A 15,713-nucleotide genomic window follows, 5' to 3' on the forward strand; every position below is an offset into this window, starting at 1 on the left:
CAAACACCGCGAGCGAGCCGGTGGTCACGATCCGGTAACCCACCCCTTTCCATACCTCCGATATATACTGAGGATATGCAACACACCGACGACATCCTGCGGCTGCTCGTCGGCGCGCACGCGCTCACCCGCGTCGCGTCGCTCGAGACCCGCACCGAAGCCCCCGCCGCCCAGTGGCGGACCCTCGTCCTGCTCCGCGACAACGGTCCCCTCCGCATCGGCGATCTCGCGACGCTCAGTCGCGTCACCCAGCCCGGCATGACGCGGCTGGTCACGCAGATGGCCGAGGCCGGGCTCGTCGAGCGCACCACCGACCCGGGCGACTCGCGCGCCACTCTCGTGTCGGCGACGGATGCCGGGATGAGCGCCCTCGACGAGTGGCTGCGGGTGCTGAGCGCCGCCCTCGCGCCGCGTTTCGCCGACCTGGACGAGCAGGAGTGGGCGACGATCCGTCGCGCCGCCGACATCGTCGATGCCCGCACGCGGGTCGCGGAGGTCGCCCGATGAGCGCCTCCCCCGCATCCTCCCGCGTCAGCATCTGGCGTCAGCCCGCGCAGGTGTGGGCCGTCGCGTTCGCGTGCGTGATCGCCTTCATGGGCATCGGTCTAGTCGACCCGATCCTTCCCGCCATCGCCGAGTCGCTGCAGGCGAGCCCCGTCGAGACCGAGCTGCTGTTCACGAGCTACCTGGTGGTCACCGGCCTGGCGATGCTCGTCACGAGCTGGATCTCATCACGCATCGGCACGAAGGCGACCCTGCTGATCGGCCTCGGCCTCATCGTCGTGTTCGCCCTGCTGTGCGCCCTGGCCAGCAGCGTCGACGCCGTCATCGGCTTCCGCGCCGGATGGGGTCTGGGCAACGCCCTGTTCATCTCGACCGCTCTCGCCACGATCGTCGGCGCAGCCTCGGGCGGCAGTGCCGCGGCGATCATCCTGTACGAGGCGGCGCTCGGTCTGGGCATCGCGATCGGACCGCTGCTCGGCGGCATCCTGGGGGAGATCAGCTGGCGCGGCCCGTTCTTCGGTGTCGTCGCGCTGATGGCGATCGCCTTCATCGCCGTGCTCGTGCTGCTGCGCGGCGGCGAGGAGAAGCGCACACCCGTGAAGCTGTCGGCGCCGTTCCAGGCGCTGCGCCAGCCCGCGCTCGCAGTGCTCGCGATCGCGGCGCTGTTCTACAACATCGGGTTCTTCGTGCTGCTGGCCTTCTCGCCGTTCCCGCTCGGATTCGGCGCGATGGGCATCGGTCTGACCTTCTTCGGCTGGGGCGTGGCCCTCGCCGTGACGAGCGTGTGGGTGGCTCCGATCCTGCTGCGTCGCCTGTCCCGCAGCACGGCCATGCTGGTGGTGCTGCCGCTGCTGGCGATCGATCTGCTCGTCGCCGCCGTCGTCGTCACCTCCCCCGCGGGGCTGGTGACCTGCATCATCGTCGGCGGTCTGCTGCTGGGTCTGATGAACACGATCCTCACCGAGTCGGTGATGGAGGCGACCGACCTGCCGCGCTCGGTGGCGTCGTCGGCGTACTCCGCCGTGCGCTTCCTCGGCGGAGCCGCCGCTCCCCCGATCGCCGCCGCCCTGTGGCACGCGTTCAACGCCTCGGTGCCGTTCGTGTTCGCCGCCGTCTCGGTGCTGATCTCCGCGGCGACCATCCTGATCGGCCGGCGGGCGCTGGCCCGCATCGACGCCCACGACGCGGATGCCGCGGAGGAGGCCGCCGCGGTGCTCGTCGGCGACGCCGCGTAAGGGTGGTGGGGGATGCGTCGGCGCTGATCGCCCTCATCGGGCCGACGCATCCGCCTCACAGCGACCGCGCCGTGAACAGCGAGCTCGGGAGGTGCCCCGCCGCGAGCACGACGGCGGCGACCGCCATCCACGGATTGGCGAGCCACGTGGAACCGGCGAGGAACGCGGCGACGGGAAGCACGGCCATCGGCACGCGAACGCCCCACACGGGGCCGAAGAGGAGATCCAGTCGGCACCCGCCGGCGACGAAGCGGATCCACAGCGCCCAGTAGGCGACGACCAGCAGCGACACCGGCAGGGCCCACCACCAGCGCACGTCCCCGCCGACGGTGATGACCGGCACCGTCACGCACAGCACCTGCCCCACACGCTCCAGCGCGACCACGCCGCGCGGGACCCCGACGCTCGTCGGCGCGGGGCGCGGCGGAAACCGTACGAGCAGGAGGCTGGGCGCGAACAGAGCGATGCTGAGCACGAGACCCAGAGGCGAGAAGCCCATGCAATCGAGCGTATCGACGCGGTTCGCACCGCCGTGATGCGCAGCGCCGTCAGTAACTCGCGACCGTCGTCGGCGTCACAACGCAGACAGTCCCCCGACCTTGCGATCGAGGGACTGTCTCGGTGGTGCACCCCCTGGGACTCGAACCCAGAACCCACTGTTTCAGGGTCTGGGATCTCGATGACGACTCGTTCGAGCTTGCCCACCAGCTGCTGCTGATCGCCGAGGCGGTGCAGCTGTGACCGGCTCTTGGGAGGCGATGGTGAATGACGAGTTGGCGCGTATGCAGATTTCCCCGCATCGTCGCAGGCGGGCCTCGCCTCCTTCTCAGCCCACCCCGGGCCAAATCGAGATTCCGAAGTCATTCCAACTAGCCAGCGGGCACAGCGCCACTCAGGTCCACAGCAGCTGAATGATCGATGCGGCCCCACCGAGCACAACCCCGGCTCCAACAAAAGCGAAATCAAGGGTGATGTTGTGATGGCTACGCCGAGCACTCTCGCGAACGCGAGCAACACGACCGATCCCACCCATGTAGGCGATCTCGTTGGCACTCTCCCCCGTTGCGAGTTGATCGACTTCTCGCGAACTCAAGATCCAGAGTCTGAACAAACCAATCAAGGGCAGCACAACCGAGAGCGCCACCATTACGACCAGGAGCCAGGTCATGCGTACTGAGTCAATCGCGCACGTATGGCTCGTCGGTGGTCCCGGCCACGTGATACGCAATAAGTCTGTCGACAGCCTCCGCGATGAGTCCCCCCGCTTCGTCGTGCGCTTTCTGCACTCCGGGGTACGTTCCGGCAGCCTTCGCAAGAGCGCTGCTGATCGCTGTGGCGAGTTGATGCTTGGCAGACTGCCCGTTCGTAATTTCGGTCATGAATGCACACTAGCGGCGGGCGGCAGGAACCGTCAGGCTGCACGGGACGCGCCCCACAACGCTCGGGATGCCGTCTGGCGTGAAAGCCGAGATCCATACACCTGAATGTTGGATCGAACCGCTGGGGCCTACGGGCCAGCCCCTGGAGTGGTTCGCAGAGGGGTTAACGCAGAAACGGCCCCCGCTTCCGCGGAGACCGTTTCTGGTGAAGTGCACCCCCTGGGACTCGAACCCAGAACCCACTGATTAAGAGTCAGTTGCTCTGCCGATTGAGCTAGAGGTGCGTTCCGTTCGGCCGCCGGATCCTCGAGAAGATCACTGGCGAACCGAGGGACAACGTTACCATCCCGAAAGGCTCACCGCGAATCGAGACGACCGCGGCGCGTATCCTTGAGTGTGTGACCTCCCCCGCCACCGCGTCTCCCTGGAGCACGCCCTTCGACGGTGACCTCACCGACGACCTGCAGCTCGCGCTGCGACTCGCCGACGCGGCGGATGCCGTGACGATGGCGCGCTTCGACGCCGCCGATCTCGACATCCAGCTCAAGGCCGACGCGTCGCACGTGACCGAGGCGGATCTCGCCACCGAACGGGCCCTGCGCGACCTGCTGTCGACGCAGCGGCCGCACGACGGCATCCTGGGCGAGGAGTACGGCGCCTCGGGCGACGAGACGCGGCAGTGGATCATCGACCCGATCGACGGCACGGCCAACTACCTCAAGGGCATCCCGATGTGGACGACCCTCATCGCGCTCGCGATCGACGGCGTGCCGCGCGTCGGCGTCGCGAGCCAGCCGGCACTCGGCCGGCGCTGGTGGGCGGCATCCGGTCACGGCGCGTGGACGAACACCCCCGACGGCGGTAGCCGCCGACTCGGGGTCTCGAGCGTGGCGAGCGTCGCGGATGCGAGCGTGAGCTTCCAGTCCATCGCCCAGTGGGACGAGGTCGGCCGAACCGACGACCTGCTGCGCCTCAGCCGTGCCGTCTGGCGCGACCGCGGCTACGGCGACACGTGGCCCTACATGCTGCTCGCCGAGGGTCGCCTCGAGTTCGTCGCCGAGTTCGGCGTGAAGGAGTACGACATCGCCGCGCTCGTGCCGATCGTGCACGAGGCCGGCGGGCGCTTCACCGACATCGACGGCGCCGACTCGATCGCGTCGCGCTCGTCCCTGGCGACCAATGGGCGCCTGCACGACGACTTCCTCATCCTCCTCGGCGCCTCCCCCGCCGCCCGCTGATCCGATCGGACCCCCCACCGATGACACGTTCTCGCTTCGCGCCCCTCACCCTTCCGGCTCTGGCCCTCGCCACGGCGCTGGTGCTCACGGGGTGCGCCTCCGCCGCGCCGTCCGCCGCCGATCCCACGACGACCGGCAACGCGGTCTCGCCCACGCCCACCGGGGCCCTTCCGGAGCCGACGCCGGACGCGTCGGCGTCCTCCGGGTCGACCGACAGCTGCGAGGGCATGATCGATCCCGACACGCTCGCCGAGTTCAAGAGCAAGGGATGGACGTTCAAGCAGACCCCGTTCACGTTCGAGACCCAGCCGCCCAGCTCGGCGCTGGACGGCGGTCTCATCTGCACCTGGGCGAACTACTCGGTGGCGTCGGGGAACCTGATCGAGTTCGGCTGGTCGGCGATCACCGCGGACGAGGCGGAGACGATCGCGGAGCAGCTCGTGCAGGAGGGGTGGCGCCGCGAGCCCTCCGACGACGGCTTCTACATCACGCAGGACTCCGCTCGTGCGCTCACGACGGATGCCGACGGCTACGGCATGACGTATCAGTTCGGCGACGGCTGGGTCGCCGTCTCCGACACGAAGCAGAACCTGCTGCTCATCCCCGCCACCGCCGGCTGACGACGCGGCCACCCGGCTCTCCCACGACGAAGGCCCCGGCATCCATCGAAACGGATGCCGGGGCCTTCGGCGGTGACAGTGACGTCGTGGAGCTGGGGGGAATCGAACCCCCGTCCAACGCTGAGATACTGCGTCTTCTCCGGGCGCAGTCTGTGCAGACGTTCTGCTCGGCTCCGACCTTTGTCACAGACACCTAAGTCGACGAGCCCAGCCTGGGAAGAGTCCCGCGTGACGTCCAGGCGCCGTCACACAGCAAGACCCCTAGATGACGCCAGGGTCCGTGGCGGGGTCACACACGGTCTGACGGACTATCGGGCTCGCTTAGGCAGCGAGGGCGAAGTCAGTGCGCTTGGATTCGGCACTTGTAGTTTTGCAGAGATCGTTTACGAGATAACCCTGCATCCTCGGCCCGCTTCTCGCAGATTCACAGACGCTGTCGAAACCGATCAGCCCCGTGTGCCTTGCGGCGAATGAGCCACTGTCACGCTGTGGAGTTGTCACCGGATGCCGAAGGCACCCGAGCATTACAGTTTACCCCATGACCGATGTCACGATCACCGTCCGCGGCGAGAGCCATGCCCGTGTGCTTCCGGAGCGGGCGGTCGCGCACGTCACCGCGACCGCCGACGGCCCGGAACGCACCGCCGTCATCGAGCGCGTCTCGGCACTCGCCGAGCCGCTTCGAGGCGAGCTCGCCGCGCGTGCCGCGACGGGGGCGGTCGCGGAGTGGTCGAGCCAGCGCCTGTCGGTGTGGGCCGATCGTCCATGGAACAACGAGGGACGCCAGCTGGACCTCGTGCACCACGCCGCCGTCGAGTTCACCGCGACCTTCGTCGACCCCACCGACCTGTCGGACTGGCTGAACGACATCGCCCTGACCGATGGCCTGCAGGTGGGCGCGATCGAGTGGCAGCTCACCCCGGCGACGCGGGCGCGCCTGGAGCGCGAGGTCGCGACGGATGCGGTGGCCGTCGCCGTCGACCGCGCCACCGCCTACGCGGCGGCCATCGGGCGCCACGAGGTCACCCCGGTCGAGATCGCCGACCTCGGACTGCTCGGATCGGCGACCGCGCCCGGGGCCCCGCGAATGATGGCGAAGGCCGCCGCGTTCGACTCCGCCGGCGCGGCCGTCGAGCTCCGCCCCGAGGAGATCGTCGTCTCCGCCGGGGTGGAGGCCCGCTTCACCGCCCGGTAACGGGCGCACCCTCGGTCGTCGAGCCAGGCGCCGAGCGCCGAGTCGAAACGCCCGGCCGTCGGCGATTACTCGCCGCGCAGGTTGCGGCTGCGCATCGCCCGCTCGGCTTCGCGCTTGTCCTCACGCTCGCGGATGGTCTGGCGCTTCTCGTACTCGCGCTTGCCCTTCGCCACCGCGATCTCGACCTTCGCGCGGCCGTCGGAGAAGTACAGCTTCAGGGGGACGAGCGTGTAGCCGCCCGCGCTGACGGCGTGCGACAGCTTGACGATCTCCTCCTTGTGCAGGAGGAGCTTCCGCGTGCGCTTCGAAGCGTGGTTGGTCCAGTGACCCTGCGAATACTCGGGGATGTGGACCGCGTCGAGGAACGCCTGCCCGCCGTCGATGTACGCGTATCCGTCGGTCAGATTGGCCCGCCCCTGACGCAGCGACTTCACCTCGGTCCCGGTCAGCACGAGGCCCGCCTCGTACGTCTTCTCGATGGTGTAGTCGTGGTGCGCGCGACGGTTGGTCGCGATGACCTTCTCCCCGCGTTCCCTGGGCATGGCTGATCCTTCGTCGTGTGGTCCGCCGAATGCGACGGGATGCCGCGGACACGGCAGCCCGTCAGTCTATCTCACGCCCGCAGCCACCGGCGGATCGCGAAGCCCGCGGACAGTGCCGCGAGGACCAGGCCGATGACGATGATCAGAGGGATGACGATCGCGGCATCCCCCATGTTCACCCAGTTGGTGATGAAGGTCACGCGTCCCTTGAGGTACTCCCCCACACCGAAGTGCACGCCGACGACGATCGCCGCCCCCGCCATCACCGACCCGATGAAGGCCGCGAAGACGCCCTCGAGGATGAACGGCGTCTGGATGAATCTGTTCGAGGCGCCGACGAGTCTCATGATCCCCACCTCCCGCCGTCGCGCATAGGCGGACAGGCGGATCGTGGTGGCGATGAGCAGGACCGCGGCGATCAGCATGAGCACGGCGATGCCGACCGCGATGTAGGTCGCGATCGTCAGCGCCGAGAAGAGCGGTTCGAGGTACTGCATCTGGTTCTTGACGCCCTCGACGCCGTCCATGCCCTGGAAGGCCTCGGTGATGACATCCGCCTTCCCGGGATCGACCAGCCCGACCCAGTAGGTCTCGCCGAGCTGCGCGGGGGTGACGTAGTCCTTGTACTCGTCGCCGTAGAGGTCGATGAGGTTCTGGTAGGCCTCGTCGGCGGACTCGTAGCGCACGTCGCGGACCACGCCGCCGAGAGCCGAGCTCGACAGCCGTTCGGAGACCTGATCGATCTGCTCCTGGGTCGCCGCGCCGTCTGCGCAGGTCGTCGCGGTGGAGTCGTCACGGCACATCAGGATCGACACCTGCGCGCGATCGACCCAGTAGTCGCGCATCTTGCCGATCTGCATCTGCATCAGCATCGCCGCACCCACGAACGTCAGCGAGACGAACGTGACGAGCACGACGGAGATGACCATCGACGCGTTGCGGCGGAGCCCCGTGAGCGCCTCCGCGAGAATCAGCTGCATCCTCATGAGGTCGGTCCCACTTCGTCGTTCTCGTCGGTCTCGCGGCGGAGGCGATCGGCCACGCCGAGCCTGCCGAGGTCGATGTCACCGAGGCCGAGCTGGCCGAGGTCGACGTCCGGGGCGTTGATCGCGATCGGTCTCGTCGTGGGGGCCGGCTCGGCGGCGTCGGCCGCGGGCCGCTGCACGGGCGGGGTGCGCTCGGCGGGGACGGATGCCGCGGCATCCACCGTCGGCGGGGCGGGAACGGGCTCGACGGGCGCCTGCGCGATCTCGCGCTGCAGCTCGAGCACGGCGCTGAACGCCGCGGTCGCGGCGGCACCCTTCTCCGCCTGCGGGGTGAGCGACGGCAGCGACGACGTGTCGCCGTAGCCGCCGTGACGGTCGTCGCGCATCATCACGCCGCCGCGCAGCTCGATGACGCGCCGCTTCATCTGATCGACGAAGCCCGCTTCGTGGGTCGCCATCACCACCGTGGTGCCGCCGGCGTTGATGCGTGCGAGCAACTGCATGATCCCGATGGAGGTCGCGGGATCCAGGTTGCCGGTGGGCTCGTCGGCCAGGAGGATCTGCGGGCGGTTCACGATCGCCCGCGCGATCGCGACGCGCTGCTGCTCACCGCCGGAGAGCTCGTGCGGCAGTCGCTTCTCCTTGCCGTCGAGGCCCACGAGGGCGAGCGCCTCGGGCACCGCCTGCTGGATGAACCCTCGCGACGATCCGATGACCTGCAGCGTGAAGGCGACGTTCTGGAAGACGGTCTTGTTGGGCAGCAGCCGGAAGTCCTGGAAGACCGAGCCGATGTGTCGGCGGAAATAGGGGACCTTGCGCGTGGACAGCGTCTTCAGGTCGCGACCGAGCACGACGACGCGGCCCTCGCTCGGGCCGTCCTCCCGCAGGATCAGACGCAGACAGGACGACTTCCCCGAGCCGGACGCGCCCACGAGGAAGACGAACTCCCCGCGCTGCACCTCGAAGTCGACGTCGCTCAGCGCCGGCTTGCTGGTCCCTCGGTATTTCTTGGTGACGTGCTCGAACCGGATCATGACTCGACGAGCCTACGTCGACGCCCGTCGGATGCCGGGTGCGACACTCGCCGCGTGTCGACTGCACGCCGCGGGTGATCGCGGAGCTGATCAGTCGTCGGCGTCCTTGCGCTTGCGCCACCGGATGCCGGCGGCGATGAGACCGTCGAGGTCGCCGTCGAAGACGACGGCGGGGTTTCCGACCTCGTAGCCGGTGCGGAGGTCTTTGACGAGCTGCTGACCGTAGAGGAAGTAGGAGCGCATCTGGTCGCCCCAGCTCGCCGTGATCGTGCCGGCGAGCTCCTTCTTCTTGGCCGCCTCCTCCTCGCGCTTGAGGAGGAGCAGACGGGTCTGGAGCACCCGCATGGCGGCCGCACGGTTCTGGATCTGGCTCTTCTCGTTCTGCATCGAGACGACGAGGCCGGTCGGAAGGTGGGTGATGCGCACGGCCGAGTCGGTGGTGTTGACGGACTGTCCGCCGGGGCCGGACGAGCGGAACACGTCGACGCGGATGTCGTTCTCGGGCACCTCGACCTCGACGGCCTCTTCGAGCGCGGGGATGACCTCGACCGCGGCGAAGGACGTCTGGCGCTTGTCGGCGCCGCCGAACGGGCTGATACGGGCGAGACGGTGCGTTCCCGCCTCGACCGAGAGGGTGCCGTACGCGTAGGGCGCGTCGACCTCGAAGGTCGCCGACTTGATGCCCGCGCCCTCGGCGTAGGAGGTGTCCATCACCTTCACGGAGTACTTGTGCCGCTCGGCCCAGCGCAGATACATGCGCAGCAGCATCTCGGCGAAGTCCGTGGCGTCGTCGCCGCCCGCGCCCGAGCGGATCGTCACGACGGCGGGACGGTCGTCGTACTCGCCGTCCAGGAGCGTCTGCACCTCGAGCTGGCCGATGACGTCCTGGAGCGCGGCGATCTCGCGGCGTGCCTCTTCGGCGGTGTCCTCGTCGTCCATCTCGTGGGCGAGCTCGACCAGCACGTCGAGGTCGTCGAGGCGCTGCTCGACATCGGCGACGCGCTTGAGGTCGGCCTGGCGGTGGCTGAGCGCACTGGTGACCTTCTGCGCCTTCTCGACGTCGTCCCAGAGGTCGGGGGCGCCGGCTTCCTCCGACAGTCGCGCGATCTCCGCGCGCAGCCCCTCGACGTCGACCACCGCCTGGATGTCGGAGAAGGTGGAACGCAGCGCCTGGATGTCGGCGGAAGGATCGAAATCAAGCATGACACTCCAGACTAACGTGGATCGGGTGAGCTCCCGCATGCCCGACCCCGCGTCCGCGCCCGGCATGGGGCCGATGCTCTGGCGTCTCGCCCCGATGATCTACGGTCCGACCGTGCTCTTCGCGCTCGGCGAGGGCGCGGTGGTGCCGCTGTTCCCGGTGATCGCGGCGCAGCTCGGCGCCGACGTGCCGACGGCCGCACTCGTGGCATCCGCTCTCGTCGTCGGCCAGCTGTGCGGCAACATCCCGGCCGGCTGGGCGGTGGGCCGCATCGGCGAGCGGCTGACGATGATCATCGGCGGCGTGCTCGCGATCGGCGGCGTGACGGGGATGCTGTTCGCCCCGAGCCTGCCGGTGCTGGCCGCCGCCGTGTTCCTCATCGGCTTCTGCGCGGCCGCGTTCGGCCTCGCGCGCCACTCGTTCATGACGACGCGCGTGCCCCTGGCGTACCGCGCTCGGGCGTTGTCGCTGCTGGGAGGCACGTTCCGGCTCGGCATGTTCGTGGGGCCCTTCATCGCCGCCGCGCTCATCGCGATCTTCCAGGACGAGCACTCCACGGTGTGGTTCTTCGGCGCGTGCCTCGTCGCCACGATCGCTCTGCTCGTCTTCGGGCCCGACCCCGAGGATGCCGCGCCGCTGCCCCGGACGACCACCACCGGCGACTCGCGGCTCGCGGAGGACACCGGCGAGCCCGTGACCGGATCGATCCCCGTCCCCGAGCGCGTTGGGGTGTTCCGCACGATGTGGCGCTATCGGGGCGTGCTGTCGCGGCTGGGGCTGGCGGCCGCGTCGCTGTCGGCGGTGCGCTCGGCGCGTCAGGTGGTGCTGCCGCTGTGGGGCGTGTCGATCGGGCTCGACGCCCAGACGATCGCGCTCGTGGTCGGCATCTCCGGCGCGATCGACTTCGCGCTCTTCTACGCGAGCGGGCAGGTGATGGACCGCTTCGGCCGACTGTGGGCGGCGCTTCCCGCGATGGTGCTGATGGGCTCGGGCTTCCTCGCCCTGGCCTTCACGCACGACCTGTCGCAGGCGGCGATGTGGTTCGCATTGTTCGCCGCGGTGCTCGGCGTGGGCAACGGATTGTCGAGCGGCATCCTGCTGACCCTCGGCGCCGACGTCGCCCCGCAGGACGATCCGGCGGCGTTCCTCGGGTCGTGGCGCACGCTCACGGATGCCGGCGGCGCGATCGCCCCGCTGCTCGTGTCGGCCGTGGCGGCGGCGGTGTCACTGTCGGTGGCCACCGGCGTGATCGGTGTGATCGGGCTGGCGGGCGCGGCGGGCTTCATCCGCTGGGTGCCCCGGTTCGTCCCGCGCGAACGGTGAGTGCGCACCGCGGCGGCCTGCGGCAGGATGACGGCATGAGCGCCTACGCCCGCCCGTCGATCGAGCCGCAGGTGTTCGTCGACGCGGACGGCGAGGTCATCGAGTACGGCCGGCGGTGGGAGGGTTCACCTCCGGACGAGGCGTACTCCGTCACCGCGCACCCGGAGCGGTACGCGCCGCTGCACGCGGTCGCGGCGGCACTCATCGAGCACCTGCGCGACACGTACGACGTCGAGATCGAGGAGGGCGACGGCGTCGTCGCAGACCTCCTGGCTCCCCCGAGCTGGGAGGTGCCGCGCGCCGTGCGCGTACGCCCGCGGGATCCGGCCTCCGCTCCGCTGACGTTCGTCTTCACCGCCTTCCCCGGACTGTTGCTCCACGCGGGTGTGCTGCACGACTTCCCCTTCCCTCAGTGCGGGTGCGACGCCTGCGACACGACCTGGCAGAGCGAGGCCGACGACCTGGAAGAGCACGTCGTCGCCATCGTCTCCGGCGACTACGGCGAAAGCGTCGATCACCGGGGCGGCGCACCGACGGCGTGGTACCGGCTGCGATACCCGACCGGGTCGTCCGGGGGCTCCTCGAGCGCGATCACCCTCCCTCCGGACCGTCTCGCCGCGGCGGAGCGCGTTCTCGATGAGCTGCCGCCAGGATGGGCCGCGTGGCCGCGCCGCCGGCCCGCCGCGGAGGGCGCCTCCGCTATCTGAGAGCCGTGCGGCTCGTCGCGGTGGCCTGCAGCGGCCATCCGTCCGGCACGAACAGCGTGAGCACCGGTGGATGCCAGGTGGTGGCCACGGTGACCCGGGCCGAGACGCCGTCCGGCGCGGATGCCGCGACCAGCTCCGCCGTCCCCACGGCGGCGAGCAGGTCGGCGGCCTGCGCGTACACGCCGGCGTCGGTCAGGCGCGCGGCGGGCACGCCCCCGTCGGTCGACAGCGTGAAGCCGTCGGCACCGGCGAGAGCGGCCGCGTCGGCCGCGGCATCCAGGCGCTTCTGGGCGAGGTAGAGGCTGCTCGCGTCGACGCAGACGAGCACGAGGACGATCGCGATCACGGCGTAGCCGAGCGCGAGCACCAGGACGCTGCCGCCCTCGTCGTCGCGGCAGGCCGCAGCGAGCGCTCTCACGGTTGCGCCCCATAACGCGAGACCTTCTGGACCCCCGTCGCCGTGACCGGCACGCGGGACACCTGGTCGAGACCGAACACGGGCGGCACGAGTGGGAGCGCCACCTCCGTGGCGACGGTCACCGACACCACCGCCCCCGCCGCCGGGCACGGACCGGGCGTCGAGCACCGCACCTGCACGTCGATGCGCGACGGATCGATGCCGTACTCGGCGGCGATCGCCTCCCGCACGCGCTGGGCACGCAGTTCTGCGGTCGCGGCGTCGGGCGCCGACGCGATCGTGCGTGCGAGCTGCCGGGACGCGGTCTCGACGCCGAGCGCCTGCGACTGGACGGTTCCGAGGGCGACGATGAGATAGACGAGGGGAACGAGCAGGATGAGCCCGACCGTGATGAACTCCAGGGATGCCGAGCCGCCCTCGTCGGTCAGCACACGCCGGCTGCGGCGCGCGGGATCAGTCGAAGCTCTCGCGCGGGGCACGAGCCGTCACCTCCCATCCCGCGGGAACGCCGAGGAAGCCGACCAGCGGCAGTGTCGCGACGACGCGCACCTCGACCTCCGGGCCGCGGGCCGAGTCCGTGTCGGCGGCGGTGACCTCCGCGGCGATGCCGGCGCCGACGGCGGTCTCGATCAGCTGTGCGGTGCGGGTCGCGCCGGCCGCGGCATCCGTGTCGGCGAGCGCGCCGAAGTAGGCGCCCTCCACCGCGGCGTCGTGCACGACGTTGCGGACGTAGACGGCGAGCGCGAGCTGCAGCACACCGAGGGTGAGGAGCGTCAGGAGCGTTCCGACGAGAACGAACTCCACGGTGCTGGAGCCGCGTTCGTCATCGCGCAACGCGTGCATCGCGCGCTCCGATCAGAATCCGGAGACGCGGCTGAGCGCCTGCTCGAACAGGTCGGCCAGCGCGGGCCCGGCGAGCGTCCAGATCGCGACCACCAAGCCGGCGGTCATCAGTGTGACCAGCACCCAGCCGGGAACGTCTCCCGTCTCGTCCTCGGCGAGATCGCGGACAGAGGATCGCTGTGAACCGGCCATGCCTCGAGTGTCGCGAGATACGCGCGTCGGCGGGGGAATTATCCACAGCTCCCCCGCGCGCGGTCAGCCGACGCCGAGGCGCAGCATCACGATGCCCGGGAAGATCGCGAACAGCACCGACAGCGGCAGGATCAGGAACACGAGCGGCAGGAGCATGAGGATCTCCTTGCGGCCGGCCATCTCCAGCAGCCCCCGTTTGGCGTCCTCTCGCGCGTCGACGGCCTGCTCCTGGAGGACGTGCGCGAGCGGGGCCCCGCGGTCCATCGCGGCGACCAGGTGCTCGACCGCGCGCGAGAGCGCGGGCACGTCGAGCCCTTTCGACACCGCCAGCAGCGCGTCGGGCAGGCTCGACCCGGTGCCGCTGGCAAGCACCGCCCCGCGCAGTTCGGCCGTGAGCACGCCCGACCCCACCTCGCCGACGCGCCGCAGGGCATCGCGCAGGCCCTCACCGGCGGCCAGACACAGGGCCAGGAACTCCAGCACCGTCGGCAGCTCCTCCTCGACACGCGTGATCCGCGCGCGCGCCGCCCGGCTGAGGCGGTTGTCGCATCCGACGATGCCCGCGGCGGCCAGCAGCGGCGGCACCAGGGCGAGAGCCGGCGCGCCGCGTCCCACGATCGACAGCATCACCACGACGACGGCGCCGATCGCGAGGCCACCGACGGCCCAACCGAGCTGGGTCGCACGGAAGGCGACGACGTCCTGCGCCCATCCGGACTGTCGCAGGCGGCGGGCGACGGTGCCTGCTCCGCCCACGCCCACCCAGGTCGAGGCGAGGCGGTCGCGGGTGAGCCGCCAGGGAGAGGTGACCGTGGTGGAGGGAAGCGGCGTGAGACCCCGCGGATCGGCGATGTCGCGGAGATAGGGCGCGACACGCCTCGTCAACGACGGGGCCGCCCACCGGGGCATCCGCCCGAGCGCCAGCAGCAGCCCCGTGCCGAGCGCGGCGCCGAGGATCACCGCGGATGCCGCGAGGCTGACGACGTTCATGCGAACCACCGCCGGGGCTCGGGCAGGCGCCCGATGCGGAGGGTGAGCCGGTACGCGCACACCGACACCACCGCACCGCCGATGACGACCGCGATCCCCGCCGCACTGCCGTAGGCGGTTGCTCCCTCGGGCCGCAGGGCGAGCAGGCCGAGCACGATCCACGGCGCGACGACACCGACGACGGCCGCGCCGCGCACCCACGACTGACGCGCCTCGACCTCGGCGCGGAGCATCGCGTCGGCACGCACGGATGCCGAGAGTGCGCGCAGCACGCCGGTGAGCTCCGTGCCTCCCACTCGCCGTGCCATCCGCAGCGTCTCGATGATGCGATCGGCGACGGGATCGCCCAGTGCCGCTTTCAACCGCCGGGCGCTGGAATCGAAGTGTCCCGATGCCGCCATGTCGGCGCGGAACCGCTCGAACGCCGGTCGCAGCGGCGGGGGTCCGTTCACGGCGAGGGCGGACACGGCATCCGGCAGCGACGTGCCGGCGCGCGCCGAGGAGATCAGCAGGTCGCAGACGTCCGACCAGAGCGCGCGGCGTGAGCGCCGCAGTCGGCGCACCCGTGCGCGCAGCCAGGAGAACGGCGCCGCGCCGGCCGCCACTGCGGCGACGAGAGCCACGGCGCCCAGCCCCGTGATCACCCACGCGAGCGACGCGCCGACGGCGGCGAGGACGGCGCCGATCAGCACGGGACGGCCCACGGAGGCGTGCGCGAAGCCCGCTTCCTGCAGCAGCCGGGCGATCGGCCCCTCGGAGCCGGCGCGCTCCGCGCGGGCGGTCAGCGGCCACAGCCAGGGCGACAGCGCGAGCAGCAGGCCCGCCGCCAGGAGCGCACCCCAGAAGACGGTCACGCGCGCGCCCCGCGGTAGAGCACGTGCGTCTCCACGACCCCCGCCGAGACCGCTCCGGTCGTCTCGATGATCTCTTCGACGAACCGCTCTCCGTCGGGTGCCCGGCGACAGTGCACCACGAGGTCCACACCCGTCGCGATCGCGGGCTGGACGAACGCGGCATCGATGTTGCGCCCCGCCAGCAGGGGCAGCGTCGCCAGGCGTGCGAGGGCGTCGGCCGCCGAGTTGGCGTGGATCGTCGCGGCTCCGGGCACGCCCGTGTGCAGGGCGAGCAGGAGATCGAGGGCTTCGGCATCGCGGACCTCGCCGACGATGACGCGATCGGGGCGCATGCGCAGCGCCTCCTTGACCAGACGCCGCAGGCTCACGGAGCCCGTCTGGTGCAACCTCCTTCTTGCGTCTGCGCAGTGTTGTGAGTGCTCACTTTCGGAGTAGTCGCCCTTCCTCCCGCC

At 70.4% G+C, this 15,713-nt stretch carries 21 protein-coding genes, 1 tRNA gene and 1 other RNA gene; 7 read left to right on the forward strand and 16 right to left on the reverse strand.

What is annotated here, in order from left to right; all coding sequences use genetic code 11:
• Window positions 1-75 precede the first annotated feature (75 nt).
• Entirely contained in the window at window positions 76-507 is a 432-nt protein-coding gene (locus AC1Q49_RS02410; protein WP_101306185.1) for a MarR family winged helix-turn-helix transcriptional regulator, read from the forward strand.
• Window positions 504-1,739 carry an MFS transporter gene (locus tag AC1Q49_RS02415; RefSeq protein ID WP_492490820.1) on the forward strand — a complete coding sequence of 412 codons (1,236 nt, stop codon included), beginning with the start codon at window positions 504-506 and terminating at the stop codon, window positions 1,737-1,739. The genes AC1Q49_RS02410 and AC1Q49_RS02415 overlap by 4 nt, the downstream gene beginning before the upstream one ends.
• A gap of 55 nt (window positions 1,740-1,794) precedes the next feature.
• Here AC1Q49_RS02415 and AC1Q49_RS02420 read toward each other — a convergent pair whose 3' ends face one another.
• From AC1Q49_RS02420 to AC1Q49_RS02435, 4 genes are all read right to left on the reverse strand, one after another.
• Window positions 1,795-2,238 carry a hypothetical protein gene (locus AC1Q49_RS02420; protein WP_205282800.1) on the reverse strand — a complete coding sequence of 148 codons (444 nt, stop codon included), beginning with the start codon at window positions 2,236-2,238 and terminating at the stop codon, window positions 1,795-1,797.
• A 393-nt stretch (window positions 2,239-2,631) separates the two neighbouring features.
• The gene (locus tag AC1Q49_RS02425; protein WP_492490821.1) at window positions 2,632-2,907 is read right to left on the reverse strand and encodes a hypothetical protein; all 276 of its coding nucleotides are present in this window, start codon (window positions 2,905-2,907) and stop codon (window positions 2,632-2,634) included.
• A gap of 10 nt (window positions 2,908-2,917) precedes the next feature.
• Window positions 2,918-3,118 (reverse strand): hypothetical protein, encoded by a 201-nt coding sequence (locus AC1Q49_RS02430; RefSeq protein WP_492490822.1) that lies wholly within the window; start codon window positions 3,116-3,118, stop codon window positions 2,918-2,920.
• A gap of 211 nt (window positions 3,119-3,329) precedes the next feature.
• A tRNA-Lys gene (locus AC1Q49_RS02435) sits at window positions 3,330-3,402 on the reverse strand.
• Between the two features lie 114 nt (window positions 3,403-3,516).
• Here AC1Q49_RS02435 and AC1Q49_RS02440 point away from each other — a divergent pair.
• On the forward strand, window positions 3,517-4,356 hold the full coding sequence (locus AC1Q49_RS02440) for an inositol monophosphatase family protein (RefSeq protein WP_492490823.1): 840 nt from the start codon (window positions 3,517-3,519) through the stop codon (window positions 4,354-4,356).
• A gap of 20 nt (window positions 4,357-4,376) precedes the next feature.
• Complete coding sequence (locus tag AC1Q49_RS02445; protein ID WP_492490824.1) at window positions 4,377-4,976, forward strand: nitrate ABC transporter substrate-binding protein; 600 nt, start codon at window positions 4,377-4,379, stop codon at window positions 4,974-4,976.
• A gap of 84 nt (window positions 4,977-5,060) precedes the next feature.
• Here AC1Q49_RS02445 and ssrA read toward each other — a convergent pair.
• Window positions 5,061-5,430: a transfer-messenger RNA gene (gene ssrA / locus AC1Q49_RS02450) on the reverse strand.
• An 84-nt stretch (window positions 5,431-5,514) separates the two neighbouring features.
• On the opposite strand from ssrA, the gene AC1Q49_RS02455 reads away from it, so the two are divergent.
• Entirely contained in the window at window positions 5,515-6,171 is a 657-nt protein-coding gene (locus tag AC1Q49_RS02455; protein WP_492490825.1) for an SIMPL domain-containing protein, read from the forward strand.
• A 65-nt stretch (window positions 6,172-6,236) separates the two neighbouring features.
• On the opposite strand, the gene smpB is transcribed toward AC1Q49_RS02455, so the two are convergent.
• From smpB to prfB, 4 genes are all read right to left on the reverse strand, one after another.
• Window positions 6,237-6,713, reverse strand: coding sequence for an SsrA-binding protein SmpB (gene smpB, locus AC1Q49_RS02460; protein ID WP_060959357.1), 477 nt, complete (start codon window positions 6,711-6,713; stop codon window positions 6,237-6,239).
• 71 nt (window positions 6,714-6,784) lie between these two features.
• On the reverse strand, window positions 6,785-7,699 hold the full coding sequence (gene ftsX / locus AC1Q49_RS02465) for a permease-like cell division protein FtsX (protein ID WP_060959356.1): 915 nt from the start codon (window positions 7,697-7,699) through the stop codon (window positions 6,785-6,787).
• Window positions 7,696-8,733 carry a cell division ATP-binding protein FtsE gene (gene ftsE / locus AC1Q49_RS02470; RefSeq protein WP_061781823.1) on the reverse strand — a complete coding sequence of 346 codons (1,038 nt, stop codon included), beginning with the start codon at window positions 8,731-8,733 and terminating at the stop codon, window positions 7,696-7,698. Before ftsE ends, ftsX begins: the two co-directional genes overlap by 4 nt.
• Before the next feature lie 90 nt (window positions 8,734-8,823).
• Window positions 8,824-9,936, reverse strand: coding sequence for a peptide chain release factor 2 (gene prfB, locus AC1Q49_RS02475; protein ID WP_060959354.1), 1,113 nt, complete (start codon window positions 9,934-9,936; stop codon window positions 8,824-8,826).
• Between the two features lie 73 nt (window positions 9,937-10,009).
• On the opposite strand from prfB, the gene AC1Q49_RS02480 reads away from it, so the two are divergent.
• Both AC1Q49_RS02480 and AC1Q49_RS02485 read left to right on the forward strand, forming a co-directional pair.
• Window positions 10,010-11,257 (forward strand): MFS transporter, encoded by a 1,248-nt coding sequence (locus AC1Q49_RS02480; RefSeq protein WP_082734130.1) that lies wholly within the window; start codon window positions 10,010-10,012, stop codon window positions 11,255-11,257.
• 35 nt (window positions 11,258-11,292) lie between these two features.
• Window positions 11,293-11,964, forward strand: coding sequence for a DUF6226 family protein (locus AC1Q49_RS02485; RefSeq protein ID WP_492490826.1), 672 nt, complete (start codon window positions 11,293-11,295; stop codon window positions 11,962-11,964).
• On the opposite strand, the gene AC1Q49_RS02490 is transcribed toward AC1Q49_RS02485, so the two are convergent.
• From AC1Q49_RS02490 to AC1Q49_RS02520, 7 genes are all read right to left on the reverse strand, one after another.
• Window positions 11,957-12,382: a pilus assembly protein TadG-related protein gene (locus tag AC1Q49_RS02490; protein WP_101306109.1), complete on the reverse strand. Its 426-nt coding sequence runs from the start codon at window positions 12,380-12,382 to the stop codon at window positions 11,957-11,959. The two genes, AC1Q49_RS02485 and AC1Q49_RS02490, sit on opposite strands and share 8 nt — an antisense overlap.
• A complete protein-coding gene (locus tag AC1Q49_RS02495; protein WP_492490827.1) occupies window positions 12,379-12,861 on the reverse strand; it encodes a TadE family protein in 483 nt (160 codons plus the stop codon). Before AC1Q49_RS02495 ends, AC1Q49_RS02490 begins: the two co-directional genes overlap by 4 nt.
• Entirely contained in the window at window positions 12,836-13,225 is a 390-nt protein-coding gene (locus AC1Q49_RS02500) for a TadE/TadG family type IV pilus assembly protein (RefSeq protein WP_492490828.1), read from the reverse strand. Before AC1Q49_RS02500 ends, AC1Q49_RS02495 begins: the two co-directional genes overlap by 26 nt.
• Window positions 13,226-13,237: 12 nt before the next feature.
• Window positions 13,238-13,417 (reverse strand): hypothetical protein, encoded by a 180-nt coding sequence (locus tag AC1Q49_RS02505; RefSeq protein ID WP_060959349.1) that lies wholly within the window; start codon window positions 13,415-13,417, stop codon window positions 13,238-13,240.
• A gap of 63 nt (window positions 13,418-13,480) precedes the next feature.
• Entirely contained in the window at window positions 13,481-14,407 is a 927-nt protein-coding gene (locus AC1Q49_RS02510) for a type II secretion system F family protein (RefSeq protein ID WP_492490829.1), read from the reverse strand.
• Window positions 14,404-15,261, reverse strand: coding sequence for a type II secretion system F family protein (locus AC1Q49_RS02515; RefSeq protein ID WP_492490830.1), 858 nt, complete (start codon window positions 15,259-15,261; stop codon window positions 14,404-14,406). The genes AC1Q49_RS02510 and AC1Q49_RS02515 overlap by 4 nt, the downstream gene beginning before the upstream one ends.
• Window positions 15,258-15,647: an ATPase, T2SS/T4P/T4SS family gene (locus AC1Q49_RS02520; protein WP_492490831.1), complete on the reverse strand. Its 390-nt coding sequence runs from the start codon at window positions 15,645-15,647 to the stop codon at window positions 15,258-15,260. Before AC1Q49_RS02520 ends, AC1Q49_RS02515 begins: the two co-directional genes overlap by 4 nt.
• Window positions 15,648-15,713: the final 66 nt, after the last annotated feature.

The organism is Microbacterium sp. MPR-TSA4 (assembly GCF_058792815.1).

What these genes read in the sequence shown, in the direction of transcription:
- AC1Q49_RS02410 (WP_101306185.1), top strand. Translation starts at nt 76, where the DNA reads ATGCAACACACCGACGACATCCTGCGGCTGCTCGTCGGCGCGCACGCG.
- AC1Q49_RS02415 (WP_492490820.1), top strand. Translation starts at nt 504, where the DNA reads ATGAGCGCCTCCCCCGCATCCTCCCGCGTCAGCATCTGGCGTCAGCCC.
- AC1Q49_RS02420 (WP_205282800.1), bottom strand. Translation starts at nt 2,238, where the DNA reads ATGGGCTTCTCGCCTCTGGGTCTCGTGCTCAGCATCGCTCTGTTCGCG.
- AC1Q49_RS02425 (WP_492490821.1), bottom strand. Translation starts at nt 2,907, where the DNA reads ATGACCTGGCTCCTGGTCGTAATGGTGGCGCTCTCGGTTGTGCTGCCC.
- AC1Q49_RS02430 (WP_492490822.1), bottom strand. Translation starts at nt 3,118, where the DNA reads ATGACCGAAATTACGAACGGGCAGTCTGCCAAGCATCAACTCGCCACA.
- AC1Q49_RS02445 (WP_492490824.1), top strand. Translation starts at nt 4,377, where the DNA reads ATGACACGTTCTCGCTTCGCGCCCCTCACCCTTCCGGCTCTGGCCCTC.
- AC1Q49_RS02455 (WP_492490825.1), top strand. Translation starts at nt 5,515, where the DNA reads ATGACCGATGTCACGATCACCGTCCGCGGCGAGAGCCATGCCCGTGTG.
- smpB (WP_060959357.1), bottom strand. Translation starts at nt 6,713, where the DNA reads ATGCCCAGGGAACGCGGGGAGAAGGTCATCGCGACCAACCGTCGCGCG.
- ftsX (WP_060959356.1), bottom strand. Translation starts at nt 7,699, where the DNA reads ATGAGGATGCAGCTGATTCTCGCGGAGGCGCTCACGGGGCTCCGCCGC.
- ftsE (WP_061781823.1), bottom strand. Translation starts at nt 8,733, where the DNA reads ATGATCCGGTTCGAGCACGTCACCAAGAAATACCGAGGGACCAGCAAG.
- prfB (WP_060959354.1), bottom strand. Translation starts at nt 9,936, where the DNA reads ATGCTTGATTTCGATCCTTCCGCCGACATCCAGGCGCTGCGTTCCACC.
- AC1Q49_RS02480 (WP_082734130.1), top strand. Translation starts at nt 10,010, where the DNA reads ATGCTCTGGCGTCTCGCCCCGATGATCTACGGTCCGACCGTGCTCTTC.
- AC1Q49_RS02485 (WP_492490826.1), top strand. Translation starts at nt 11,293, where the DNA reads ATGAGCGCCTACGCCCGCCCGTCGATCGAGCCGCAGGTGTTCGTCGAC.
- AC1Q49_RS02500 (WP_492490828.1), bottom strand. Translation starts at nt 13,225, where the DNA reads ATGCACGCGTTGCGCGATGACGAACGCGGCTCCAGCACCGTGGAGTTC.
- AC1Q49_RS02505 (WP_060959349.1), bottom strand. Translation starts at nt 13,417, where the DNA reads ATGGCCGGTTCACAGCGATCCTCTGTCCGCGATCTCGCCGAGGACGAG.
- AC1Q49_RS02510 (WP_492490829.1), bottom strand. Translation starts at nt 14,407, where the DNA reads ATGAACGTCGTCAGCCTCGCGGCATCCGCGGTGATCCTCGGCGCCGCG.